Source organism: Streptomyces sp. CB03234, from assembly GCF_001905885.1.
Lineage (GTDB): Bacteria > Actinomycetota > Actinomycetes > Streptomycetales > Streptomycetaceae > Streptomyces.
In genome coordinates this window covers 775,124-800,102 of sequence record NZ_LIYH01000004.1, presented here as the reverse complement: position 1 = coordinate 800,102, position 24,979 = coordinate 775,124, and the positions used below count along the sequence as shown (strand labels likewise).

The 24,979-nt window shown below is 72.5% G+C and carries 19 protein-coding genes and 1 pseudogene; 14 read left to right on the top strand and 6 right to left on the bottom strand.

Annotation, left to right across the window (positions count from 1 at the left end):
• A partial coding sequence (locus tag AMK26_RS37910) for a purine-cytosine permease family protein (RefSeq protein WP_241837982.1) occupies positions 1-887 on the bottom strand: 887 nt, incomplete at its 3' end.
• Positions 888-1,033: 146 nt separating this feature from the next.
• Here AMK26_RS37910 and AMK26_RS20630 point away from each other — a divergent pair.
• Positions 1,034-1,648 carry a TetR/AcrR family transcriptional regulator gene (locus AMK26_RS20630; protein ID WP_241837981.1) on the top strand — a complete coding sequence of 205 codons (615 nt, stop codon included), beginning with the start codon at positions 1,034-1,036 and terminating at the stop codon, positions 1,646-1,648.
• 494 nt (positions 1,649-2,142) lie between these two features.
• Here the strand turns inward: AMK26_RS20630 and AMK26_RS20625 are convergent, their stop codons facing one another.
• Positions 2,143-2,337: a hypothetical protein gene (locus AMK26_RS20625; RefSeq protein ID WP_073756141.1), complete on the bottom strand. Its 195-nt coding sequence runs from the start codon at positions 2,335-2,337 to the stop codon at positions 2,143-2,145.
• Between the two features lie 805 nt (positions 2,338-3,142).
• Between AMK26_RS20625 and AMK26_RS20620 the strand changes: the two genes are divergently transcribed.
• From AMK26_RS20620 to AMK26_RS20605, 4 genes are all read left to right on the top strand, one after another.
• Positions 3,143-4,060: a S1 family peptidase gene (locus AMK26_RS20620; protein ID WP_073756140.1), complete on the top strand. Its 918-nt coding sequence runs from the start codon at positions 3,143-3,145 to the stop codon at positions 4,058-4,060.
• Positions 4,061-4,333: 273 nt separating this feature from the next.
• The gene (locus AMK26_RS20615) at positions 4,334-7,159 is read left to right on the top strand and encodes a carbohydrate-binding protein (RefSeq protein ID WP_073756139.1); all 2,826 of its coding nucleotides are present in this window, start codon (positions 4,334-4,336) and stop codon (positions 7,157-7,159) included.
• 21 nt (positions 7,160-7,180) lie between these two features.
• Complete coding sequence (locus tag AMK26_RS20610) at positions 7,181-8,914, top strand: ThuA domain-containing protein (protein WP_073756138.1); 1,734 nt, start codon at positions 7,181-7,183, stop codon at positions 8,912-8,914.
• Positions 8,915-9,004: 90 nt separating this feature from the next.
• Positions 9,005-9,355 (top strand): hypothetical protein, encoded by a 351-nt coding sequence (locus AMK26_RS20605; protein ID WP_241837980.1) that lies wholly within the window; start codon positions 9,005-9,007, stop codon positions 9,353-9,355.
• A gap of 45 nt (positions 9,356-9,400) precedes the next feature.
• Here AMK26_RS20605 and AMK26_RS20600 read toward each other — a convergent pair whose 3' ends face one another.
• The gene (locus AMK26_RS20600) at positions 9,401-9,592 is read right to left on the bottom strand and encodes a hypothetical protein (protein ID WP_073756136.1); all 192 of its coding nucleotides are present in this window, start codon (positions 9,590-9,592) and stop codon (positions 9,401-9,403) included.
• Positions 9,593-9,862: 270 nt separating this feature from the next.
• On the opposite strand from AMK26_RS20600, the pseudogene AMK26_RS38715 reads away from it, so the two are divergent.
• The 6 genes and pseudogenes from AMK26_RS38715 to AMK26_RS20575 all read left to right on the top strand — a co-directional run.
• Positions 9,863-10,798 (top strand): annotated as a pseudogene (locus tag AMK26_RS38715) (extracellular catalytic domain type 1 short-chain-length polyhydroxyalkanoate depolymerase); the annotation flags it as partial.
• A 480-nt stretch (positions 10,799-11,278) separates the two neighbouring features.
• Positions 11,279-12,631 carry a 3-hydroxybutyrate oligomer hydrolase family protein gene (locus AMK26_RS37900; protein ID WP_443333178.1) on the top strand — a complete coding sequence of 451 codons (1,353 nt, stop codon included), beginning with the start codon at positions 11,279-11,281 and terminating at the stop codon, positions 12,629-12,631.
• A gap of 193 nt (positions 12,632-12,824) precedes the next feature.
• Positions 12,825-13,499, top strand: a complete 675-nt coding sequence (locus AMK26_RS20590) for an HAD family acid phosphatase (RefSeq protein ID WP_073756135.1) — start codon at positions 12,825-12,827, stop codon at positions 13,497-13,499.
• 95 nt (positions 13,500-13,594) lie between these two features.
• Positions 13,595-14,476 (top strand): YihY/virulence factor BrkB family protein, encoded by an 882-nt coding sequence (locus AMK26_RS20585; protein ID WP_073756134.1) that lies wholly within the window; start codon positions 13,595-13,597, stop codon positions 14,474-14,476.
• A gap of 136 nt (positions 14,477-14,612) precedes the next feature.
• A complete protein-coding gene (locus AMK26_RS20580; protein ID WP_073756315.1) occupies positions 14,613-15,419 on the top strand; it encodes a VOC family protein in 807 nt (268 codons plus the stop codon).
• Positions 15,416-16,687 carry a cation:proton antiporter gene (locus AMK26_RS20575; RefSeq protein WP_073756133.1) on the top strand — a complete coding sequence of 424 codons (1,272 nt, stop codon included), beginning with the start codon at positions 15,416-15,418 and terminating at the stop codon, positions 16,685-16,687. The genes AMK26_RS20580 and AMK26_RS20575 overlap by 4 nt, the downstream gene beginning before the upstream one ends.
• A gap of 133 nt (positions 16,688-16,820) precedes the next feature.
• Here the strand turns inward: AMK26_RS20575 and AMK26_RS20570 are convergent, their stop codons facing one another.
• Positions 16,821-17,585 carry a hypothetical protein gene (locus AMK26_RS20570; protein WP_143608571.1) on the bottom strand — a complete coding sequence of 255 codons (765 nt, stop codon included), beginning with the start codon at positions 17,583-17,585 and terminating at the stop codon, positions 16,821-16,823.
• Positions 17,586-17,878: 293 nt separating this feature from the next.
• Between AMK26_RS20570 and AMK26_RS20565 the strand changes: the two genes are divergently transcribed.
• The gene (locus AMK26_RS20565; RefSeq protein ID WP_073756132.1) at positions 17,879-19,447 is read left to right on the top strand and encodes an adenosine deaminase family protein; all 1,569 of its coding nucleotides are present in this window, start codon (positions 17,879-17,881) and stop codon (positions 19,445-19,447) included.
• A 21-nt stretch (positions 19,448-19,468) separates the two neighbouring features.
• Here AMK26_RS20565 and AMK26_RS20560 read toward each other — a convergent pair whose 3' ends face one another.
• Positions 19,469-20,491 carry an SDR family oxidoreductase gene (locus AMK26_RS20560; protein ID WP_443333174.1) on the bottom strand — a complete coding sequence of 341 codons (1,023 nt, stop codon included), beginning with the start codon at positions 20,489-20,491 and terminating at the stop codon, positions 19,469-19,471.
• 228 nt (positions 20,492-20,719) lie between these two features.
• On the opposite strand from AMK26_RS20560, the gene AMK26_RS20555 reads away from it, so the two are divergent.
• The gene (locus tag AMK26_RS20555; protein ID WP_073756130.1) at positions 20,720-21,514 is read left to right on the top strand and encodes an SDR family NAD(P)-dependent oxidoreductase; all 795 of its coding nucleotides are present in this window, start codon (positions 20,720-20,722) and stop codon (positions 21,512-21,514) included.
• Between the two features lie 163 nt (positions 21,515-21,677).
• Positions 21,678-23,147, top strand: coding sequence for a PP2C family protein-serine/threonine phosphatase (locus tag AMK26_RS20550; RefSeq protein ID WP_073756129.1), 1,470 nt, complete (start codon positions 21,678-21,680; stop codon positions 23,145-23,147).
• Between the two features lie 236 nt (positions 23,148-23,383).
• Here AMK26_RS20550 and AMK26_RS20545 read toward each other — a convergent pair whose 3' ends face one another.
• Positions 23,384-24,877: a DNA-binding protein NsdB gene (locus tag AMK26_RS20545; RefSeq protein ID WP_073756128.1), complete on the bottom strand. Its 1,494-nt coding sequence runs from the start codon at positions 24,875-24,877 to the stop codon at positions 23,384-23,386.
• Between the last annotated feature and the right edge of the window lie 102 nt (positions 24,878-24,979).

The following is a 24,979-nucleotide window of genomic DNA, read 5'->3' as shown; positions in this document are numbered from 1 at the left end:
AGGAAGAGCGGCTGGAACCATCCCGGCAGCAGGCTTTCGGCGCCCGCCACCGCGTCGGTCATGTCCGTGCTGGTCGCGGCGGCCACGCCGCCGATCCCGAGGGCCACGGAGGAGACGAAGCCGCCGAGCGCTCCGGTCCAGGTGATGGCGCGCAGCGGGGTGCGGCGGGGCAGGTAGCGCGTGTAGTCGGCGGGCATCGGCAGGTACGAGAAGGGGCCGGCGAGCGCGACGACGAGGGCCCAGCTCCACGCGGACACACCGGCGCCGCCGGCCGACGGGGCGCCGAGGTCGGCCTGGGGGATGGTGAACAGCAGGAAGACGGCGAAGCCGGCGGCCAGTACGTACGCCAGCCAGCGTTCGGCGAGCTGCACGGTGGCGTGACCCCACATGGCGACCGCGAAGGTCAGTGTCAGGGTGATGAGCAGGGCGAGCGCGCGGCCGGTGTCACCGGCGGCCCACCAGCCGAGGCCGGCGAAGAACGCCTCCAGGGCGAGGGTTCCGACGACGGTGTTGACGATGGTGTAGCCGATGCTGACGACCCAGTTGAGGAATCCGGCGGGGATGTTGCCGCGGTGGCCGAAGGCGGCTCGTGAGATGACGAGGGTCGCGGTTCCGGTGCGTACGCCGCTGAGGCCGGCGGCGCTGACGACGAAGAACGCGAGGCCGCCGATGACGACGACGGCGGTGGCCTGCCAGAACGACAGGCCGAAGGCGACGGCGAGGGCGCCGTTGATCACGTAGGTGAAGGTCAGGTTCGAGCCGAACCACAGCCAGAACAGGTCTTTCGGGCTGCCGTGCCGGTCGCTGTCGGGGATCGGGTCGATCCCGTGCGTCTCGACGTGGAAGACCTCGTCGCTCGCGACTCCTGTGCCGAGTCCGGTCACCATCCGCCCCTCCCAAACTTTGAATGCCGTTCTAAGAGTTAGAACGGCATTCAAGATGGGGCATGGGCGGGAGCCCGTCAAGACCTTGGGCACCTCCTTCGGGATAAGGTCCATGGGCAGTGGGCGGGCAGGAGGGCGGAGGCCGGACAGTGACAGGCGCGGGCACGGCACGGCGGCGGGACGGGCGCATCACGCAGGAGCGGATCCTCGAAGCGGCGATGGCGGCCATCGCCGAGGACGGTCTGGCGTCCCTGACCATGGCGGCGCTCGCCGAACGCCTGGGCACCAGCGGCGGCCACATCCTGTACTACTTCGGCAGCAAGGACCGGCTGCTGCTGGAGGCGCTGCGCTGGAGCGAGACGGCACTGGCCGAGGAGCGGCGGGCGCTGCTCGGCCGCCGTACGACCGCCGAGCGGAAGCTCGACCAGTTCATGGAGCTGTACCTGCCGCGCGGCCCGCGCGACCCGCGCTGGACGGTGTGGATCGAGCTGTGGGCCCGTACGACCGGGGAGGGGCCGCTGCGCGCGGCGCAGGAGGAACTGGACCGGGGGTGGCAGACCGACCTGGAGGCCCTGCTCGCCAAGGGGGCGGCTCAGGGGCGTTTCGCCATTCCGGAGCCGGAGGTCCCGGAACGGGCGGACATGCTCCTGGCGCTGCTGGACGGGCTGAGCACGCGGGTCGTACTCAGCCAGCACGGCAGCGACCGCGCGTCGGCGCTGCGCACCGCGCGTACGGCCGCACGCCGCCTCGTGGTGGACCGCTAGGCGGTTCCCCCGGCGCGTGGGCGGGTGCTGGGCCATTCCGGGGTGGTCCGGGGTGGCCGGCGCGGACCGGGCGCCGCAGGGCGCCCGTGACCGGGGCGTGTGGGGCCCGGGTGGGCCACGCCCCGGCGATGCGGGGCCCTGGCCGGGCCGGACGGGCAGGCCGGGGCGGGGCGAGCTACGCCCGGGAGCGTGTGCTGAGCCGGACCCAGGGGCGTGTGCGGCGCGCCGCCATGGCCGGGCGGGGCGGACGCCGAGGGGTGGGGCGCTTCACAGCCGGGTGCCCGTGACCGGGCGGGACGCGCAGGCCGACTACGGCCAGACCAGGGCGTGCCGTGGCGGGCCGTTACCCGGGCACGTGTGGGGCCTGCCCCGGCCCGGGCGGGTGGGTCGGCCGCCCGCGTGCGGGCCGGTGTGCCGGGCGTCCCCGGGCGCAGGTAGGTGTGCGGTTCGCCCGGGTACGGGCCGGTGTGCAGGTCGGCGGTTGGGGGGCGCCGTCAGGCAGTCTTTCCATCGCGGCGGTGCTTGTCGTTCTGCACCGACTCCTGACCCGTCTCACTGGGCGTGAGCGTGTCCGCGGCTTCCTTGTCGTGCTCGTCCGGGCCCCCGTCGTCGAGGCGCAGCTCGGCTTCCTCGAACTCGTCCAGGAGCTCCTCGGCGGCGGTTTCGGGCTTGTGGTCGCGGTCCTTCATGTCTCTCCTTCGCCTCTCCTCCACCCGGCTTCGCCGGTGTTTCCCGACTTCCTCGCGGCCGGGCTCTTTACACCCGGTGCACCCCGTGCGCCGGCAGCGGTGGCCGACGACCGGGCGGAGGGAGGGGCAGGGACGGGATCCGGACACGCGGGCGGGCCGGGCGAACGGGAGTGATCGGCGCATAAGGAGACGCGCCGGAGTGGGGGCGGGTGTCCGCGAGGTCCACCGCGGGCGGCTGCCGCCCCTTCGGCGGCGGAGGTGCATCAGGCCACCACCGCCGACGGGCCTTCCCCGCTCCGTGGCGTCCGGATTGCGGGAGCCACTGCAACCGCCGGCTGCCGTCACTCGCGCCGGCGGCCCTGGCGACGGGCGCCGCCCGCCCATGCCGCCGCACCCCGCACCGACGTTCCGTTAAACGTTGAACTGCTCGAACGGCCTATTCGACTGCCGTCCGCCACGGCCACGCGCTCACCGGCGCTCCCCCGGCCGCACCCGCGCCAAGGGCGAGCTGATGAACGATCAGCAAACAGTTCCCCGCCTTTGCACCTCGCCGCTCCACGTACGGCAACCGGCCGCCGCGAGAGGCGGGATCATGGGCGCCCGCCGTGCCGCGGCGAGCCCGCCCGGAGCACACCAGGGCACGCGACCAAAAGGCGATCTTGCCCACGCACCCGACCGGAGCCCAGGATTCCTACCGCGCCGCTTGTCAGGCACATGACGGACACCATCCGTCGCGTACCGCCCTGCCGGCGCCCAGTCGAGCCCGCCCACCCAGCGGGCCATGGATCCCCCACCGGAGGATGCAGTGAACTTCAAGCGCTTCACCCCCCTCGGCGGCATCGCGAGAGGCGCGCGGCTGACCGCCGTCGCGGCCGCTCTCCTGGCCGCCTCCGCGCTTGCGGCACCCAGCGCCGGCGCCGCCCCGCTCGACGGCGCGCCGGCGACCGCCGCCCAGCTGGCCGAGGCGAGCGACGCCGTCCTGAGCGCCGACGTACCGGGCACCGCCTGGTACACGGACGCGAAGACCGGCAAGCTCGTCGTCACGGCCGACTCCACCGTCTCGGCCGCCGAACTCGCCCGCATCAAGGAGGCCGCCGGCAGCCGGGCCGGCGCCCTGGACATCAAGCGGACCCCCGGGAAGTTCAACAAGCTCATCGCGGGCGGCCAGGCCATCTACGTGGGCGGCGGGCGCTGCTCGCTCGGCTTCAACGTCCGCAGCGGCAGCACCTACTACGCCCTGACGGCCGGTCACTGCACCAACATCGGCAGCACCTGGTACACCAACTCCTCCAACACCACCGTGCTCGGCACCCGTGCGGGCTCCAGCTTCCCGAACAACGACTACGGCATCATCCGGCACTCCAACGCCTCGGCGGCGGACGGCCGCGTGTACCTGTACAACGGCGGCTACCGCGACATCACGGCCGCGGGCAACGCGTACGTCGGCCAGTCGGTCCAGCGCAGTGGCAGCACGACCGGTCTGCGCGGCGGTACGGTCACCGGCCTGAACGCGACCGTCAACTACGGCGGCGGCGACGTCGTCTACGGCATGATCCAGACCAACGTCTGCGCCGAACCGGGCGACAGCGGCGGCGCGCTGTTCTCGGGGAGCACCGCGCTCGGCCTGACCTCCGGCGGCAGCGGCAACTGCTCCAGCGGGGGCACCACGTTCTTCCAGCCGGTCACCGAGGCGCTGAGCGCCTACGGCGTGAGCGTGTTCTGAGCACCGGCTGCACGACCCTCGTTCCACCGGCGGCCCGCCTCTCCAGGCGGGCCGCCGGCCCTTTGTCCTGACCGAGGAAGAAGTTGCGAAAGCCGATGCGAAAGGGGTTACGCGACCGGACCAAGCCCGCTAACTTCCTTGAAACGAACCGGTCATGAGCCGTGACCGGCGACCTTTCGGCGCGACGGCGCGCGCCTGTGCTCCCCCAGTGCTCCCCCTGCGGCCCCACACCCCGGACCGCCGGGCTTCCCCCACCGTTCCCGGGAGACTCCTGTGCGCACAAGACCGTATCGGCCCCGTCGGGGGCCGGCCTTCCTCCTCACCGCGATACTCGCCGCGGGATTCCTCACCCCCGCCACCGCAGCCACCGCCGCGGCCCCCGCCGCCGAGGAGTTCCAGCAGGTCACCCTCGCCAAGGGCGTGGCGGAGACCGGCGAGCCGATGACCATGGCGGTCCTCCCGGACCGCTCCGTCCTGCACACCTCGCGCGACGGCACCCTGCGGCTCACCGACGCCGCCGGTACGACGAAGGTGTCGGGCAAGCTCGACGTCTACTCCCACGACGAGGAGGGCCTCCAAGGCGTCGGCGTGGACCCGGGCTTCGCCGCCAACCGCCACATCTACCTGTACTACGCGCCCAAGCTCACCACACCGGGCGGCGACGCCCCCGGCGACGGCACGGCCGCCGACTTCGCCCCCTTCGACGGGGTGAACCGCCTGTCGCGCTTCGTCCTCCGCGCGGACGGCACGCTCGACCCGGCCAGTGAGCGGAAGGTCCTCGACGTACCGGCCTCGCGCGGGATCTGCTGCCATGTGGGCGGGGACATCGACTTCGACGCCCAGGGCAATCTGTACCTCTCGACCGGCGACGACTCCAACCCCTTCGCCTCCGACGGCTACACGCCGATCGACGAACGTCCCTCCCGCAACCCCGCCTACGACGCCCAGCGTTCGTCGGGCAACACCAACGACCTGCGGGGCAAGGTCCTGCGCATCAAGGTCAACGCGGACGGCTCGTACTCCATCCCCTCCGGCAACCTCTTCGCCCCCGGCACCGCGAGGACCCGCCCCGAGATCTACGCCATGGGTTTCCGCAACCCCTTCCGGATGAGCGTCGACAAGCCCACCGGCATCGTGTACGTCGGTGACTACGGCCCCGACGCCGGCACCGCGAGCCCGACCCGCGGCCCGGCCGGACAGGTCGAGTTCAACCGCATCACCAAGGCCGGCAACTTCGGCTGGCCGTACTGCATCGGCAAGAACGACGCGTACGGCGACCACGACTTCGCCACCGGCACGACCGGCGCCAAGTTCACCTGCGCGGCCCCGAAGAACACCTCGCCACGCAACACCGGCCTCACCGACCTGCCTCCGGCGCAGCCCGCCTGGATCCCGTACGACGGCGGCTCGGTACCGGAGTTCGGCAGCGGCTCGGAGTCGCCGATGGGCGGGCCGGTCTACCGCTACGACGCCGCCTCCACGTCGGACGTGAAGTTCCCGCAGAGCTACGACGGGAACTTCTTCGCCGGCGAGTTCGGCCGCAAGTGGATCAAGCGCATCGTGCAGGGCGCCGACGGCACCGTCCAGTCCATCAACCCCTTCCCCTGGAACGGCACCCAGGTGATGGACATGGCCTTCGGCCCGGACGGGGCCCTGTACGTACTGGATTACGGCACCGGCTACTTCAACGGCGACGCCAACTCCGCCCTGTACCGCATCGAGCACGTCACCACGGGCCGCTCCCCCGTCGCCCAGGCCAAGGCCGACCGCACCTCCGGGCAGGCGCCGCTGACCGTGGCGTTCTCCTCGGCGGGCAGCTCCGACCCGGACGGCGACCCGCTGACATACGCCTGGAAGTTCGGCGACGGCGCCACCTCGACGGCCGCCAACCCGTCCCACACGTACACGGCCAACGGGCAGTACACGGCCACCGTCACCGTCTCGGACGGCACCGGCCGCAGCGCCACCGCCTCCGTCCAGGTCACCGTCGGCAACACGGCGCCGACCGTGAAGCTGGAGCTGCCGGCCGAGGGCCGGATCATCGACCCGGGCGCGGCCGTCCCGTTCAAGGTCACGGTCTCCGACCCGGAGGACGGCACCGTGGACTGTACGAAGGTGAAGGTCACCTTCATCATCGGGCACGACAGCCACGGCCACCCGCAGACCTCCGCGACCGGCTGCTCCGGCACCGTGCAGACCATCGCGGACGGCGAGCACGATCCGAACGCCAACATCTTCGGCGTGTGGGACGCGGAGTACACCGACAAGGGCGCGAACGGCCAGCCCGCGCTGACCACCCACGACCAGAACATCAGCCAGCCCAGCCACCGGCAGGCCGAGCATTACGGCGGCTCGTCGGGCGTCCAGGTCGTCAGCCACACCCCCGCCCACGGCGGGAAGACGGTCGGCCACATCGACAACGGCGACTGGATCTCCTTCACTCCGTACGCGCTCGACGACGCCACCCGGTTCACCGCCCGCGTCGCCTCCGGCGGTGTCGGCGGCACCCTGGAGGTACGGGCCGGCTCGCCCACCGGAACCCTGCTGGGTACGGCGACGGTGCCGGTGACGGGCGGCTGGGAGACGTTCCAGGAGGTCTCCACACCGCTCACCAGCCGGCCCGCCGGTACGACGACGCTGTACCTCGTCTTCAAGGGCGGCCTCGGCGCTCTGTTCGACGTGGACGACTTCCGATTCACCACCGGGAGCGCGGGTCCCCGGACGGGTGCGGTGAAGGGTGTGAACGGCAAGTGCGCGGACGTCGCCAACGGGTCGAGCGCCGACGGCACCCAGATCCAGCTGTGGACCTGCAACGCCACCACCGCGCAGACGTGGACGGTCCCCGGCGACGGCACCCTGCGGGCGCTGAACAAGTGCCTGGACGTCAGCGGCGGCGGCACCGCCGACGGCACCAGGATCCAGCTGTGGACCTGCAACGGCACCGGAGCACAGAAATGGGCGGCCCAGGCCGACGGCACCGTACGCAACCCCCAGTCCGGGAAGTGCCTCGACGCCGAGGGCGCCACCTGGAACGACGGCACCCGCCTGCACCTGTGGACCTGCCACACCGGAGCGAACCAGAAATGGACCCTGCCGTAGCAGGAAGGAGGCGTAACCACCATGCGTTCCACTCTCACCAAGGCCGGTTGCTGGCTCGCGGGCGCGCTCCTGTGCGTGTCCGCCGCACCGGCGGCGACCCCCACCGAGCAAGGTCCCGCCGCGGACCCCGCGTACAAGATCCTCGCCTTCTCCAAGACGGCGGGCTTCCGCCACTCCTCCATCGACGACGGGCTGGCCGCACTGCGCGAGCTGGGTGGCGGCAACAACTTCACCGTGGACGCGACGGAGGACGCCCAGGCCTTCACGGCCGGCAACCTCGCCCAGTACAAGGCCGTCGTCTTCCTCTCCACCACGGGCGACGTGCTGAACGCGGCGCAGCAGACCGCGTTCGAGCAGTACATCCAGGGCGGTGGCGGGTACGTGGGCGTGCACGCGGCCGCCGACACCGAGTACGACTGGCCCTTCTACGCCGGTCTCGCCGGGGCCCTGTTCCACTCCCACCCGCACAACCAGACCGCGAGGGTCAAGGTGGAGGACCGGGCCCATGACGCCACGGCGCACCTCGGCCCCACCTGGCAGCGGTTCGACGAGTGGTACAACTACCGCTCCAATCCGCGTACCACCGCGCACGTCCTCGCCTCGCTCGACGAGTCCAGCTATTCGGGCGGGAACATGTCCGGAGACCACCCGATCTCCTGGTGCAAGGACTACCGGGGAGGCCGTGCCTTCTACACGGGCGGCGGCCACACGGACGAGTCGTACACGGAAGCCGCCTTCCGGCGGCATCTGCTCGGCGGGATCCGGTGGGCGGCGGGGATGACCGAGGCGGACTGCCGCCCGGAGACGGGGTACGTTCCGCTGTTCGACGGTTCGGGCACGGCCGGCTGGAAGCAGGCGGGCCCGGGGTCGTTCACGCTCAGCGACGGTACGCTCACGTCACAGGGCGGGCTCGGGATGCTGTGGTACTCCGCCCGGGAGATCACCGGTGACTACTCGCTGAAGCTGGACTGGCGGATGGACGGCGACGACAACTCCGGGATCCTCGTCGGGTTCCCCGCGTCCGACGATCCCTGGTCGGCGGTGAACAACGGGTACGAGATCCAGATCGACGCCACGGACAGCGCGGACCGCACGACGGGCGCGGTGTACGGCTTCAAGTCGGCCGACGTCGCCGCCCGCGACGCCGCGCTCAATCCGCCAGGCGAGTGGAACACGTACGAGATCCGGGTCACGGGCGAGCGGCTGGAGGTCTTCCTCAACGGACGCAAGATCAACGACTTCACCAACACCGACCCCGCGCGCAGCCTCGCCCAGGGGCACATCGGCCTCCAGAACCATGGGGACGGCGACCAGGTGTCCTTCCGCAACGTCCGCGTCAAGACGTCCGGCGGTACCCAGCCGCCGCCCGGCCCGCGGACGGGTCCGGTGAAGGGCGTGAACGGCAAGTGCGCGGACGTCGCCAACGGGTCGAGCGCCGACGGCACCCAGATCCAGCTGTGGACCTGCAACGCCACCACCGCGCAGACGTGGACGGTCCCCGGCGACGGCACCCTGCGGGCGCTGAACAAGTGCCTGGACGTCAGCGGCGGCGGCACCGCCGACGGCACCAGGATCCAGCTGTGGACCTGCAACGGCACCGGAGCCCAGCAGTGGCAGCCCCAGGCCGACGGCACCGTACGCAACCCCCGGTCCGGGAAGTGCCTCGACGCCGAGGGCGCCACCTGGAACGACGGCACCCGCCTGCACCTGTGGACCTGCCACACCGGACCCAATCAGAAGTGGACCCTGCCCTGAACGCTGCCCTGAGTGCTGCCCTGAACCTCAAGGAATTTCGCATTTCGGGGCATCGCATCGGCCGCTGCGGTGAGACGTACACGTATGGCAGTGGATTCCGAACGTAACCAGGATGTGCTCATCGGCACCAAGCCCCGGGCGCAGGTCGAGGCGGCGTACCAGCGGCTCGAGCACAAGGCGGCCACGCCCGGGCTGCGGACGCCGTTCTCGCTGGGCGCTGTGGCGGCCTTGGAGTGGGCGCTCGGTCGGGCCGCCGAAGCCCCGGTGACGGGGGCCGCCGGCACCGGCCGCGTGCCGTCCAGCCACCTGCTCACGGCGGAGCTGGACGCGGCCGTGGTGCAGCTGGGGGACCCGACCGAGAGCGCCGAGCGCGCGGCCCAGGTCCGTGGCGTCCACGACGCGCTGGCCTGGGTGTGCGGGCTCATCGACGAGCAGCCCTGAACCACGGCGGCCGGCCGTGGGGCACTGGCGGCTTCCCGCCCCCGCTCATATGGATGCCGGGGGCGGGAAGCCCATGCCCGGATACCCCGATGACCGGCCCACGGCACTGAAGTCCAGCGCCCGGGTGAGCTGCCGGAGCGTCTCCTCGGCCACGCGGCGGACGTCGGCGGGGACGTCACCGCGCTCCTCGATGAGGCTGTCGTAGATCGGCGCGTCGCCTCGCACGGCGGAGTCCATGTCGAAATACCTTTCCGAAGACGTCTGTTGATCGCTCACCGCCGCTGCGGGCAGCGGTGGACGAGTGTACGGGGCATGATCCGGTGCGGTGCGCGCAGCCCGCCACCGCTCGCCGGCACGGGGCCCGGCGCCTAGCAGGCGGGGCGGCCCGGCGCAATCCCCCGGTCTCCGCCCGGTGCGGTCCCCACTGTGGTGCGCGCTGACATACCGGCCGGTATCCGGGCCCCCTACGGTGCGGGGAACCCGCCGGTATGTGTCCGAGGAGCCGCCATGCCCCCGTCGTTCTTCCGCCGTACGCCCCCCGGAGGCGGCGCCCCACCGAAATGTCTGCGCGGGCTGGTCGCCGCGCTGACCGTCCTGGTCCTGGCCGTCGCCGTCGCCCTCACCGGACCGGTGCCCGCCGCCCACGCCGCCGTCGGCCTCACCCGGGTCACCGCCTTCGGGGCGAACCCCGGCGCGCTGAACATGTACGTGTACCGGCCCACGTCCCTGCCCGCCGCGCCGCCCGTGGTGGTCGCCCTGCACGGGTGCACGCAGAGCGCCCAGGTCTACGCGGACAACTCCGGCCTGGCGCAGCTCGCCGACCGGCACGGCTTCCTGCTGGTCCTGGCCGAGCAGACCACGTCGAACAACCTCAACAAGTGCTTCAACTGGTTCCAGACGCCGGACAGCCGGCGCGGCCAGGGCGAGGCGGCGTCGATCCGGCAGATGGTCGCGCACGCGGTGTCCGCCTATGGCGCGGACGCGCGGCGGGTCCATGTGACGGGCCTGTCCGCCGGGGGCGCGATGACCTCGGTGATGCTCGCCGCCTACCCCGACGTCTTCGCCTCCGGCGCGGTCGTCGCGGGGCTGCCGTACGACTGCGCCAGGGACACGGCCGCCGCGTACTCCTGCATGAACCCCGGTGTGGACCTCACCCCCGCCCAGTGGGCGCAACGTGTACGCGACGCCCACCCGTCGTGGACGGGGCCGTGGCCGAGGGTGGCGATCTGGCACGGTGACCGGGACACCACGGTGGTGCCGCGCAACGCCGACGAGCTGCGCGACCAGTGGACGGCGCTGCACGGCCTGTCGCAGACACCCACCCGTACCGTCGTCATCGGGCCGAACTCCACCCGCCAGGAGCAGTACGTGGCCGCTGACGGGACGGTCGCCGTGGAGGTCGACCGCGTGCCGGGCATGGGCCACGGAACCCCGGTCGACCCCGGGACGGGGCCCCAGCAGTGCGGTGCCACGGCCGCGTACTTCCTCGACACCATCTGCTCCGGCCACTGGATCGCCGGCTTCTTCGGCCTGGACTCCGCCGGTGGTCCCCCGGGCCCGGGCACCCTGCCCGCGCCGACGGGCCTGGTCTCCACCGGCGCCACCGAGTCGACGATCACCCTCGACTGGTCGGCCGTCGGCGGCGCCACCGGCTACACGGTCCACCGCGACGGCACGCCGGTCGCGACGCCCACCGCTCCCCCGTTCACCGACACGGGCCTCGCGGCCGGCTCGGCCCACACGTACGCGGTGGCCGCCCGGGACGCCGACGGCCGGTCCGGCGCCCTGTCCGCCCCGGTCACCGCGCGGACCTCGGGGGGCGCCCCGGCCACCTGCTGGACGGCGAACAACTACCAGCACGTGCAGGCGGGACGGGCGACGACGAGCGGCGGCTACACGTACGCGAGGGGCTCGAACCAGGCCATGGGTCTGTACAACACGTTCGTCACGCACACCCTGAAGGAATCGCCCGCCGGTTACTACACGCTCGCCGACGACGGCTGCGTCGCGGCGGCCGCTGCCCGGGAGCAGAAGGCCGACTGCCCCAGCTCGCTGCGGGTCCCGGGGGCAGCGCACCAGCAGATCGCGTGCCTGGAGGAGCTCACCACCGCCGGGACCGTGGCCTCGGGCCACACCGACCCGGCCGACTGGGCCGGTCTCACGCCCAAGAACCTGCCCACCCCGAGCGGGGTGCCCGGCGTCCAGATCGACGGGTACTTCCCCGACACGTCCACCACCAACACCAACCACGGCTGGAAGCACGACGCGCAGTTCGTCATCCGGCTGCCCGACCGGTGGAACGGCGGCCTGGTCGTCGCCGGAACCCCCGGAAACCGTGAGCAGTATGCCAACGACCGGGCCATCGGCGACTGGGTGCTCTCGCGCGGGTACGCGTTCGCCGCCACCGACAAGGGCAATACGGGTACGTCCTTCCAGCGCGACGGACGCGTGCCCGGTGATGCCATCGCCGAGTGGAACACCCGCCTGACGCAGCTCACCCGCGCCGCCCGCGCGGTGGTGGCCCAGCACTACCACCGGCCCCCGGCCCGTACCCTCGCCACCGGCATGTCCAACGGCGGCTATCTGGTGCGCTGGCAGCTGGAGAACCATCCGGAGCTGTACGACGGCGGCGTGGACTGGGAGGGCACCCTGTGGCGCGCCGACGGCCCGAACCTGTTCACCTTCCTGCCGCCCGCGCTGCGCCATTACCCGGTGTACGAGGCGGGCGGCCCGGCCGCCGGGGCGGCCCGCGACGCGATGCACACCGCCGGCTACCCGGCCGGGTCGGAGTTCCTGTGGCCGTACCACCACACGTACTACTGGGGGCTGACGCAACGCGTCTACCGGGAGGAGCTGGATCCGGGCTTCACGGGGGCGGACGCGGACTACGACTACGGCGCCCGTCCGGAAGAGGTCCGGCAGGCCGTCGACCGCATCGCGCTGACGGGCCGCATCGGCAAGCCGCTGATCACCGTGCACGGCACGCTGGACGTGCTGCTGCCCATCAGCCAGGCCTCGGACGTGTACGCCCGGATGGTGCGGGAAGCGGGGCGCGGCGGCCTGCACCGCTACTACCGCATCGAGGGCGGTACGCACACCGATGCCCTGGTCGACGCCTTCCCCGACCGGCTGAGGCCGCTGGTGCCGTGCCATCGCTCGGCGTTCACGGCGATGGAGGACTGGCTCGGGCGTGGCCACCGCCCGCCGGCCGGCCGGACCGTACCGATGCCGGCCGGGGCCGATCCGGCGGCGCTGCTGGCCGGTTGCCGGCTCTGACCCTCAGCGCGCGTCCTCGCCGAGGAGCAGCTCGTCGCCCTCGAACAGCCGCACGCGGCGCGGGCGAGCCGGTTCCACGGCCCCACCAAATGGCTACCGACCAGTAGATGGAACGTCTCATTCCGTCCATCCTTGAGCGCGAGCATGCCAACGGCTTTCACCGGTCCCCCTTCCCCCGGGAGTTGAACCCCCCATGCACGCAGCCCGATGGAGAACACGGGTGGCGCTCACCATGGCCGCCATCGCCGTCACCACGGCCGCCACGGCGACCACCACCACGGCCGCGCCCGCCCGCGCCTCGGCGTCTCAGGTCGACGCCTCTCAGGTCGACGCCACGAACGGCTCCGCCTTCACCAGCGCACAGCTCGCCGGGGTCGACTACGCCATCTGGCAGCGCGACGTGGCCGCCGCGCTCGGCCAGGCCCGCCCGTACATCGAGCAGCGCACCGCGTCGGCCTCCGGCGAGAAGCTCGCCGTCGTCCTCGACATCGACAACACCTCGCTGGAGACGGACTTCCACTACTTCTGGGAGTACCCGACGCCCGCCGTCCGGCCGGTCCTGGACCTGGCCCGGTACGCGGACTCCCGTGGCGTGGCCGTCTTCTTCGTCACCGCCCGCCCGGGCATCCTCCACGCGCCCACCGCGTACAACCTCAACGCGGCCGGCTACCCGGTCGACGGGCTGTACGTGCGTGACCTGCCCGACCTGTTCGACGAGGTGAGCGCGTACAAGACGGCCAAGCGCGGCGAGATCGAGGCGAAGGGGTACACGATCATCGCCAACATCGGCAACCGGCCGACGGACCTGGTCGGCGGTCACGCCGAGAAGACGTTCAAGCTGCCGGACTACGACGGCAAGCTGTCGTAGCGACGGCGCGCGCCGGAGGCGGGCGGAGGCGTCCATTCGGGCTCTCCCCCGCCCCCACCCGTACCCCACGGGCCGCCGCCGGGTATGCGAGGTGCATGTCCGAGAAGTCTCCCGGGGCCGAGGGCGGGGCCCACCACTGGTGGCCCAGGCGGCTCCACGGCGCCTTCCACCGCTCGGCCGCCGGGCGCGGCTGGCGGACGGGCACCGACCTGGAGCTGATGCACCGCTCGATGGGGTTCGCCGCCCTCGGGCTGCTCACGCTCGTACCCCTGCTGATCGTGATCGCGGCGGCCGACCCGGCGGGCGGCACCGGATTCGCCCAGTGGCTCTCGGACGGCCTCGGGGTCGCGGAGGGCTCCACGGACGAGGTGGAGCGGCTGTTCGCGCCGCCGGGCGCGGCCCTGGAGTCCATCACCGGGTTCGGTATCGCCGCCACCGCCGTGTTCGGTCTGACGTTCGGCGGCGTGGTGCAGACGGGCTACGAGAAGGTGTGGGAACTGCCCGCCGCCCGCTGGCACACCATGTGGCGCCACGCCGTCTGGCTCGCCCTGCTCATCGGCTACCTGCTGCTGTCGGCGGACGTGTTTTCCCGCCCGGCGACCGGCGGTGACCTCGTCTGGCGCGTGACACTCGCCTTCGCCAGCGCGGTGGTGTTCTTCTGGTGGTCGCAGCGGCTGCTCCTCGGTGGCCGACTGCCCTGGCGCGCCCTGCTGCCCGGCGCCCTGTGCACCGTGATCGGGCTGGCCGGTCTGCGGGTCTTCTCCCGGCTGGTGTTCTCACCGCTGATCGCCTCCAACGCGGTGGCATACGGGCCGGTCGGCACGTTCCTGGTCGTCCAGTCGTGGCTCGTCGGCGTCGGCTTCGTCGTCTTCGGCGGCGCGCTGGTCGGGCGGCTGCTGTACGAGGAGCGCTGGCACCTGTCCCGGCTGCTGCGGCGCTGGCACGCCCGCCTGCGCCCGCCCCGGCGGCGCGGCTGAACCAGAAGGGCCATCCCCTGCAAAGAGTGCAACCATGGACACCGGGCAGAGGCAGAAGAGACAGCAGAGCGAGCAGGGAGAGCAGGGACACCTGCTGCACATCCGCACCACTGGTGACACCGGGACGGTTTTGCACATGAACAGGAAGCCGACAGCGACCACGGCGTCAGGGGTGACGTCCAGCAGTTCCGTGTTCGGTGCCCCCTGCTGGGTCAGCCTGATGACCCGCGATCTGCACGCCGCCCAGGACTTCTACGGCGCGGTGCTGGGCTGGGAATTCCGTCCGGCACGGCTCGGCAAGGAGTTCAGCGTCGCCCTGGAGGACGGGAACCCCGTCGCCGGGATAGGGGCGCTGGCCTCCGCCCTCCAGGTGGCCGTCGCCTGGACCCCGTACTTCGCCGTCCAGGACGCCGACCAGACGGCGGCCCGGATCAGGGAGCGCAGCGGGACGGTCGCCGTCGGGCCGGTCGGGTTCGTCGTCGGGCGGGGAGCGCTCGCGGCCGACCGGGACGGCGCGGTCTTCGGCATCTGGGAGGGCCAGCTGCTCTCCGGGTGGGAGACCTGGCGTGCCGCCGCACCCGCCTGGCTTCGGCTGCAGACCCGGGACGCCTTCGAGGCCGCGATCTTCTACGGGGAGGTCTTCGACTGGGCCTGCGGCCGCCCCGGCTGCTGCGACGTCGAGTACGAGGGCGAGGAGGTCGTGCTGCGCAGCGCCGGCCATGTGGTCGCCCGGCTCAGCTCCGGCGCCCTGGAGGCCGCGCCCGACCCCACGGTCCGGCCCCGCTGGGAGGTCCACTTCCCGGTACGCGACGTCGACGCGTGCGTGTCGGCCGCTCAGCACCACGGCGGCACCGTGGTCCAGCACGAGCCGGGCGTCCAGGCCACCCTGCGCGACCCGGACGGGGGTTTGTTCACGGTCACCACGCGCACTCTGGCTGAATGACCTTTTCCGACCTGGTGTACGCCGGCCTGGGCGTCGGTGCGCTGGCGGCCGCCGTCCTGCCGCGGGTGGTCTTCAGCCGTCCGTTCTCCATGCCGATGGTGTTCCTCGCCGCGGGCGCCGCCGTCCAGTTGCTGCCACTGCCGGTGCCCGTGGTCGACCCGGTGGCGGACCGGCTGTGGGTGGAGCACATCACCGAGGTCTGCGTGATCGTGTCGCTGATGGGCGCCGGACTGGCCATCAACCGGCCGCCGGGACTGCGCTCGTGGGCGGGCAGCTGGCGGCTGCTGGGCGTCACGATGCCGCTCACGATCGTGGTGACCGCCGTGCTCGCTTGGGCGGTGCTGGACTGGCCGCCCGCGGCGGCCCTGCTGCTGGGCGCGGTGCTGGCGCCCACCGATCCGGTGCTGGCGGCGGAGGTGCGGGTGGGTGAGCCGACCGACGCGGAGGAGGACGAGGACGAGGTGCGCTTCACGCTCACCAGCGAGGCGGGCCTCAACGACGGGCTCGCCTTCCCGTTCGTCCTCGCGGCCGTCGCTCTCGCCGCCTCGGCGGGGACCGGCTGGTCGGCGGGGTGGATCGGCGGCTGGGTGCCGTCCGACGCGCTCGGCAAGGTGGCGATCGGGGCCGTCGCGGGCGTGGTGGTGGGCCGGCTGCTGGGGTGGATGTTCTTCCGCGCCAGGGCGGCCGCGCTGCGGCTGTCGGAACACATGGAGGGCTTCGTCGCCCTGGCGGCCACCTTCCTGTCGTACGGAGTCGCCGAGCTGCTGCACGGATACGGGTTCCTGGCGGTATTCGTCGCCGCGTGCGCGCTGCGCGCCGCCGAACGCAGCCATGGGTACCACAAGGTGCTGCACGAGTTCACCGAGCAGATCGAGCGGCTGCTCACCGCGTTCCTGCTGTTCCTCCTGGGCGGGTACGTCGCCGGGGGCGGGCTCGCGGCCCTCACCTGGCAGTCGGCGGCCGTCGGGCTGCTGCTCCTGCTGGTGGTCCGCCCGGTCACCGGGTGGCTGGCGCAGCTCGGCTCGGCCGCGGGGCCGCGCGAGCGGATCGTCACGGCGGTGTTCGGGCTGCGGGGCATCGGGTCGCTCTACTACCTCGCGTACGCCCTCGGGCACGACGATTTCGGCGGCCTCGACAGGCAGCTGTGGGCGGCCGTGGCCTTCACCGTCCTCGCCTCGGTCGCCCTGCACGGGGTGACGGCGACCCCGGTGATCAGCCGTCTCGACCGCCTGCGCCGGAAGACGGGCCCGGGCGAGCCACCACCGTGAGGAGAGCGGCTGAGGGCGGGGCCTGTGGGCGAGGCTCATGGGCGGGGCCCATGGCAGGGGCTACGGGCGGGCTCATGGGCGGGGAGTACGGGCGGGCGCCAGGGACCGGCGCCGAGGGCAGGCGCCATGGACGTTACGCGGGGAAGCCCTCCAGGAGGGCGCGCCGCTGGGCCTCCTCGCGTTCCAGGACCTCGGCCAGGATGCCGGTGTCGCGCCTGCGGCCGATCGCGTCCCGTACCAGTGACGCCAGCGCGTCGGGGGGCAGTGCCTCCGCCTGGGTGGTGGACGTGCCCGGGAAGGAGCGCCGGTCGCTGGCCTTCACCGGGGCCGTGGGCAGGCCGAACTCGGCGATCTGGTCCTCGGTGACGGCCAGCCGGTCGAAGTGCATGGTCACGTCGGGTGCGTCCAGCGCGGCGAAGGCCGTGACGTCCTCGGCGAGTGCCGTGAACAGGTGCAGCCCGGTGGGGTCCCAGTCGCCGATCACCATGATCCGTACGGAGGAGTGGCCGCCCACGGCGGCCCGCTGGGCGGCGGCGCGCTTGGCGGAGAGCCCGGGGGCGGACGCGTACACGGGCACGCCCCAGGGATCGGTGACCGTGGCCAGTTGCGGCACCAGGCCCGCCGTGTCGCACCAGACCTCCAGCCTGGACTCCTGGCCCGCCTGGCGGTCGAGCCGGAAGCCGCGGGCGGCGTCCAGCTGCGCCCGGCGGAACCCGTCGGGCCCGTCATAGGCGACGGGTTCCACGGCGGCGTCCGTGCCGTCACGGATCGCCAGCCACGAGATACGGCCGGAGCGGCGGGCCATGCCGAGAAGGTCGACCAGACGCTTGTACGTACGCTCCTGCTTCGCGAGGACTCCGCCGGACACCGCCGCGTACCAGATCTGACGTATCGTCAAAGGTAACTGTGCGGCGTATCTGCCGAGGATGAACTCGACGGCGGCCAGCAACTCCTGCGTCGCGGGGCGTGGTTGCCAGTCCGGCTGATAACCGCGAGGACGCCTGTCCGGCACCGTTGCCCCCTTCACCTGACCCAGTGTGTGCGCGGTCGGGACGCCTGGGCGTCCCGGGCTCTCCTGTCGGTCTGCCCACTGGGGGCGGCGGCGTCACCTGTCACCCGGGCGGGTGGTGACCTATCGGCCACCGCCTGTCGGGGTGCGGTGGCGCCGGCGGCCCGTCCGATGATGCGCCGGTGACCTCCGTACGCGCCGCCTGGCCCGCTGTCGCCGTCCTGCTCGCCGCCGTGCTGCCGGTGCTGCCCGGCGCCGTTCCGGACGCCGCTGCCGCGCACGAGGAGGCGGGGCAGCGGGAGGTCACGGCCGCCGAGCGGCGGGTGGCGCGGGAGCTGGCGGGGCTGCGGGACCGGCCGGACGCGCGGCGGGCGTTCTTCCGGGCCCTGCCCAAGGGCGGCGACCTGCACAACCACCTCTTCGGGGCCGCATCGACCGAGTTCCTGATCGAGCTGGCCGGGCGGGACGGGCTGTGCGTCGACACCAGGTCCATGACCGCCGTACGGCCTCCGTGCGGCCCGGGGACGCGTCCGGCGGCTCACGCGCGCGTGGACGCGGATTTCCGGCGGCGGATCGTCCGGGCGTGGTCGATGCAGGACTTCCCGCCGGACCGGCCCGGGCACGACCACTTCTTCGCCACGTTCGGCAGGTTCGCGGAGGTGGCACGGCGTGGCCACGGCCGGGTGCTGGCGGAGGTGGCGGACTCGGTGGCGCGCCAGAACCAGGTCCACCTGGAGACGATGGTGACGCCGGTCGTCGGCGAGGCGGAGCGGCTCGCCGACGAGGTCGGGTTCGATCCGGACCTGGGCCGGCTGCACGGCAGGCTGCTGGCGGGCGGGCGGATGGACCGGCTGGTGGCGCTGGCCCGGGCGGAGGCGGACGCGGGCGACGCCCAGTTCCGGTCGGCGGCGCGCTGCGGCACGGCCCGGCCGGGGCCCGGCTGCGGCCTGTCCGTCCGGTTCATCTCCCAGGCGTACCGCGAGAGCGCGCCGGAGCGGGTGTTCACGCAGCTGGTGCTGGGGATGGAGCTCGCCGAGCGGGACGAGCGGTTCGTCGCCGTGAACCTGGTCCAGCCGGAGGACGGCGAGCGGGCGCTGCGCGACTACCACCTGCACATGTCGATGCTGGACCTGCTGCACCGCCGCTACCCGCGCGCCCGCATCACGCTCCACGCGGGCGAGCTGGTACCGGGCCTGGTGAAGCCGCACGAGCTGACGTTCCACATCACGGAAGCCGTACGCACGGGCCGTGCCGAGCGGATCGGGCACGGCGTGTCGGTGCGCCACGAGGCCGGCCGGGAGCGGCTGCTGCGGACCATGGCCGAGCGCGAGATCGCCGTGGAGACGCCGCTGACCAGCAACGACCAGATTCTCGGCGTACGCGGCGCGGAGCACCCCTTCATGACGTACCGGCGCCATGGCGTCCCGGTGGTCCTGGCGACCGACGACCCGGGGGTGTCGCGTACCGACATCAGCCGTGAGTACGAGCGGGCGGCCCTGACGTACGGGCTCGGGTATCCCGAGCTGAAGGACCTGGCGCGCGCGTCACTGCAGCACGCGTTCCTGCCGGGACGGAGCCTGTGGCGCACCGTGACCGGCCCGCACGCGTACACCCCCGTACGCGTGTGCCGGCACGAGCGGCCGGGCGGCCACGCCCCGGGCCCGGGCTGCGCGGGGTTCCTGCGGGCGAGCCCCAGGGCGGCCGTGCAGTGGCGCCAGGAGATGGCGTTCGCCGCGTTCGAGCGCCGTTGATGTCGGCTCCGGCGGGGGTGGTCAGCTCGCCTTGCGGCCCGCGAGGGGGGCGGTGTCCATGCCGGCGCCGCTGCGCATGCCCCGCAGCATCTCCTCGATGGCTTCCAGGGAGGTGCGCTCGGGACTCCACCCCAGCTCGTCGTGGGCGCGCGTGCAGTCCAGCATCGGCAGGCGCAGCACGGCGTCGAAGAGCTGCGGGGAGGCGGGGATCAGGCGCAGCCCCCACCCGGCGGCCAGCGCGGCGCGGATGGCCGGCCGTGGCAGCCGGACGACCCGGGCGTCGAGGAGGTCGGCGAGTTGCCGCGCGTCGAGGGGCGGCTCGGCGGCCAGGTTGAAGGCACCGCTCACGTCCTTGGTGACCGCGAGCCGGTAGGCCTGGGCCGCGTCGTCGGTGTGCAGGGCCTGGAAGCGCAGACCGGGGATGTCGGGGACGACGGGGATCGTCTTGGGCCCGGCGAGCTGCCCGGGCATGAACCGGCCGGCGAAGATCCGCCGCTGTTCGCTCCCCGACTCCTCCTTGAACAGGAACGCCGGGCGCATCCGCACCACCCGCATGCCCGGGTTGCGGGCCTCGAAGGCGTCCAGGACCCGTTCCAGGTAGGCCTTCTCCCGGCAGTACGCGGCCTCCGGCCAGCCGTGCGTGGGCCATGACTCGTCGACCGCGCCGTCCTTCGGCCCCGGCGAGTACGCGCCCACCGAGGAGGCGTGGACGAGCACGGGCACGCCGGCGGCGGAGACGTCCCGGAACACCGTGAGGCTGCCGAGGACGTTGGTGCGCCAGGTGGCCACCGCGTCGTGCGTGGGCTGGAAGGCCCAGGCCAGGTGGATCACGGCGTCGGCGCCCTCGAAGTGCCTGACGAGGTCGGTCGCCTCGTCCCGCAGGTCCACCTCGGCCCAGTCGGTCTTCGGCGGTGACCAGCCGGGCAGCCGGCGGGCCAGGCCCAGTACGGATGCGATCTGCGGGTCTTCGGCGAGGGCCGCCACCACACTCGTGCCGACATTTCCGGTGGCTCCAGTGACGACGACCCGCTTCCCGGCGTTCATATTCACGGCTCCTGTCCTCCGACGGCTCGACATCGGGCACCGGCCCGGGGGCCCGGCGCCGGAAGGCCCGGGTACCCGCTGTGCGGCACTCCACGTCGTACGGGCGGTGTGTGCGCACGGCGGCGCCCCTTCCGGCGCTTCCGGCGCTTCCGGCGCTTCCGGCGACGGGGGAGCGGGAAGGGATGCATGGGATGCGGGGGACCGCACGCGAGAAGGGAAACCGGGCGGATGCAGGTGAATCTCACGGGCAGGACGGCGCTCGTCACCGGCTCGACACAGGGCATCGGCGCGGCGATCACCACCGCCCTGGCGCGCTCAGGGGCGACGGTGGCGGTCAACGGGCGCACCTCGGACAGTGTCACGGCCGCCGTGAAGCGGCTGCGGGCGGAGGTCCCCGACGCCGAGGTGGTCCCCGTGGCCGCGGACATCGCCACCGAGGAGGGCGCGGAGCTGGCCGTTGAGCTGCTGCCCGAGGTGGACGTCCTCGTCAACAACCTGGGCATCTTCGAGCCGCGGCCCGCCCTGGAGATCACGGACGAGGAGTGGCGGCGGTACTTCGAGGTGAACGTGCTCGCGGCGGTGCGGCTGACCCGCGCGTACCTGCCGGGCATGACGGGCCGCGGCTGGGGCCGTGTCCAGTACATCGCCAGTGACTCGGCCGTCGTGATCCCGGCCGAGATGATCCACTACGGCATGTCCAAGACGGCGCTGCTGGCAGTGAGCCGCGGTTTCGCCAAGGAGGCCGCCGGAACGGGCGTCACCGTCAACGCGGTCATCGCCGGACCCACTCACACGGGTGGTGTCGAGGACCTCGTCTACGAGCTGGTGGACCGGGACCTGGCATGGGACGAGGCCCAACGCGTGTTCATGCGCAAGCACCGGCCGCAGTCCCTGTTGCAACGGCTGATCGAGCCGGAGGAGATCGCGCACATGGTGGTGTACCTCAGCTCCCCGCAGGCGTCGGCGACGACCGGTGGAGCGGTGCGGGTCGACGGCGGCTATGTGGATTCGATCCTGCCGTGATCCACCGGATGGCCTGTTCCCACCGGGCCTTTGACATATGCCATGAGCACCACCGTATCGAGTGTTGCCAAACCCCTTACAGGCAGTCTCCGCCTGTGCAACAGTCGTAACCGGTCCTTAGTTTGACGACCCTGGCCGCGCCGCGCCCGTATCGGAGTACGACATGCCGTCCCATCTGTTCGCGGACCGTCCCGCCCCACAGCCGCCCGAGCGCGGCACGCTGGACGCCTTGATCTCGCAGACCCGTCGGCTGCGCGGAGACGTCGATGCCGTGCGCCGGGACGCCGTGGCGGACGAGGACGACCCGCAGGGCCGCTGGCAGCGAGCGCTGTGCGACCTCGCCGTCCACCAGCTCGACGACCTGGGTGCGCAGTTGGGCCAGCTCAAGGAAGGCGTCCCCATGCCCCTCGGGGAGCCGGCGGAGCAGCTGGAGCCGACGGATCCGTACGGAAGCATGGGCACCGACGAGGTGGCGGCGGACCCGCCCCCCACCGGGTCGCTGCTCAGCCGGGTCGGCAGCGCGGAGTGGAATCTCCTTACCGACGAGGTGAGCTGGTCCGACGAGTTGTACGTCATTTTCGGCCGCTCCCCCGACGCCGGGCCCATGACCCTGGACGAGCTGCCCTCCATGGTGTTCGCCGAGGACCAGTCGCTGCTGACCGCGATGGTGACGGGCTGTCTGATCGACGGCAAGCCCATCGACGGCGAGTTCCGGATCGTCCGTACGGACGGCCGGGTGCGCACCCTGCACATGATGGGCGAGCCCGTCCTCGACGTCGACGGGTGCACCGCGTCGATGTGGGCGGTTTTACGGGACGTCAGCGAACTGCGCCGCAGTGAGCGGGCCGTGCGCGAGACACGCGACTCGCTCCAGCGCCGCCGGCACATCGAACGGACCGAGCACCGGATGGCCGTGGAACTGCAGGAGGCGGTCCTGCCGCCGTGGCGCGGCTCCTCCGGCTTCCCTCACGGGGGGCCGGCCGGCCTCGACCTGGCGGGGCAGTACCTGCCGTCCGGGTCCAGCGCGACGATCGGCGGCGACTGGTACGACGCACTCGAACTGCCGGACGGCGACGCGCTGCTGACCGTGGGCGATCTGACCGGGCACGGGGTGTCCGCGACGTCCACGATGGCGATGCTGCTGGGCGCCCTGCGCGGCATGGCGGTCGCCGGGATCCGCCCCGGGGCCCTGATGGGCCACCTCAACCAGGTGCTGGACTCCTCCTCGCAGCCCGCCCTGGGCAGTGCGGTGTGCTGCCGCTACGACCCCCGGACCCGGACGCTCGCCTGGGCGCAGGCCGGGCACCCCGCCCCGCTGCTGTTCCGCGGCGGGACGGGGCACGCGCTGACGCGTCCGGAGGGAGCCCTGCTGGGGGCGACGGCCGGGGCGGCGTACGAGCAGGCCGAGGTCCGGCTGCTGCCCGGGGACCTGCTGGTGCTGCACACGGACGGGCTGACCCGCGGTCCGGGTGACACGTCTCGTATGGACACCTTGCTGGAGCTGGCACCGCGGTTCGCCCGGGCGCGCGATGCGCAGGAGTGTGTGCGGACGGTGGTGGAGGAGTTCGGTCGCTCACCGCGTGAGGGTGACGCGTGTGTGATGGTCGCCAGGATCGGCAGCGGCCGGCCCTGAGTCCGGGCCCATGCGTCGTGTTCCGTACGGTCGCGATGCGTGGGCGCGGTCGTTGATGGGTGGGGCTGTGAGATGGGTGGGGCTGGGATCGTAGGGAGAGGTGCGTCCGGCCCGGGTGCGGCGCAGAACGCGGATCGTAGGAAGTGGTGCGGCCGGCCGACATGCGACGCCGGACGCGGATCGTAGGAAGTGGTGCGGCCGGTCGGCGTGTGCGACGCCGAACGGCCCGGGCGTCGTCAGACCTGGCCGCGCCGGGACCGCTTCGCCGTGCTCTTCGGCATGGCCAGCTGGATCTCCTCGCGGAGGTCCTCGATCTTCGAGTAGCCCGCGTACTGCCCAGTGAGCCGGTACATCTCCCGCAACCGGTCCCAGGTGCGCTGGGAGGACGTCTCGCCCATCGACATCAGGGCGAGCCGCGCGTACCGGTCGGCCTGTTCGGGGTCGTCGGCGATGAAGCACGCCGACGCCATGGAGAGGTAGTCGAAGATCTTCGATCGCTGCCGGCCGTCGTTGCGCAGCGCCAGCGCCTTCTGCGCGAAGTACTGCGCCTGCCTGGCCGCGGCCGGCTCGTGCTCGGCCAGCGTCCGGTAGGCGAGCGCCTGCATGCCGTACAGGTCCTCGCTCCTGAAGGTCTGCATCCAGCTCGGCAGGGGCACGTCGGCCTTGTCGGAGACGAACAGTTCCTCGGCCTCGCCCAGAGTGCGGCGCATCGCCTGGCCGCGGCCCATGGAGGCCTGTGCCCAGGCCTCGATGGTGTGCAGCATGGCCTGCGTACGCGGCAGGATCTCCTCACCCGAGCCCGACCTGGCGAGCTTCATCAGGTCCAGGGCCTCGTCGGGGCGCCCCAGGTGGACCATCTGGCGGGCGGCGCGGGAGAGGGCCTCACCGGCGCGCGGCCGGTCACCGCCCTCGCGCGCCGCGTGGGCGGCGATGACGAAGTACTTCTGGGCGGTGGGCTCCAGGCCCACGTCGTGGGACATCCACCCGGCGAGGACCGCCAGGTTGGCGGCGACACCCCAGAGCCGGCGCTGGAGGTGGTCGGGGTGGCGGTAGGCGAGCATGCCGCCCACCTCGTTGAGCTGGCCGACGACGGCCTTGCGCTGGAGCCCGCCGCCACGGGCGGCGTCCCAGGCGCGGAACACTTCGACGGAGCGCTCCAGCGCCTCGATCTCCTGGGACCCGATGGGGGCGGCCTCGTAGCGGTCGAAACCGGCGGGGTCGGCGTGCAGGGGATCGTCGAGGCGGGGGGCGTCGGCAGCGAGAGCGGGGTCGGTGTGGAGCCAGTCGTGCATGGCGCTGGTGAGTGCGGAGCCTGCGGCGAGCGCGGCGCCCGCGCCCACCAAGCCGCGTCGGTTGAGCATGAGGTCCATTCCCGTGAATTCGGTGAGGACCGCAGCCGTACGCTCGGGCGCCCAGGGCAGCCCGTCAGGGTTGTCGGTGTTCCTGACGTCCCGCCGTTTCCCGGCGCGCCCGTGTCGTACGAACCCGAGGTCCTCGATGGTCACGACACGGCCGAGTCGCTCGGTGAACAGGGCTGCCAGCACCCGGGGTACGGGATCGCGCGGGGTCTCCCCCATGTCGATCCAGCGCCGGACCCGCGAGGTGTCGGTCGCCAGCTGGGGGTGGCCCATGGCCGCCGCCTGCCGGTTCACGAGTCTTGCGAGTTCCCCTTTGGACCAGCCGGCCAGGCCGAACAGGTCTGCAAGGCGGGTGTTGGGTTCTCCGGTCACGTCAAGCCCCCAGGTTCTCGGCTGAGTTGACACTAACCCGCTGTCATAGGGCTGGCGACTATTCGCCAGGGTTCGCCAGGGTCCGCCAGATGGTGTGCCACC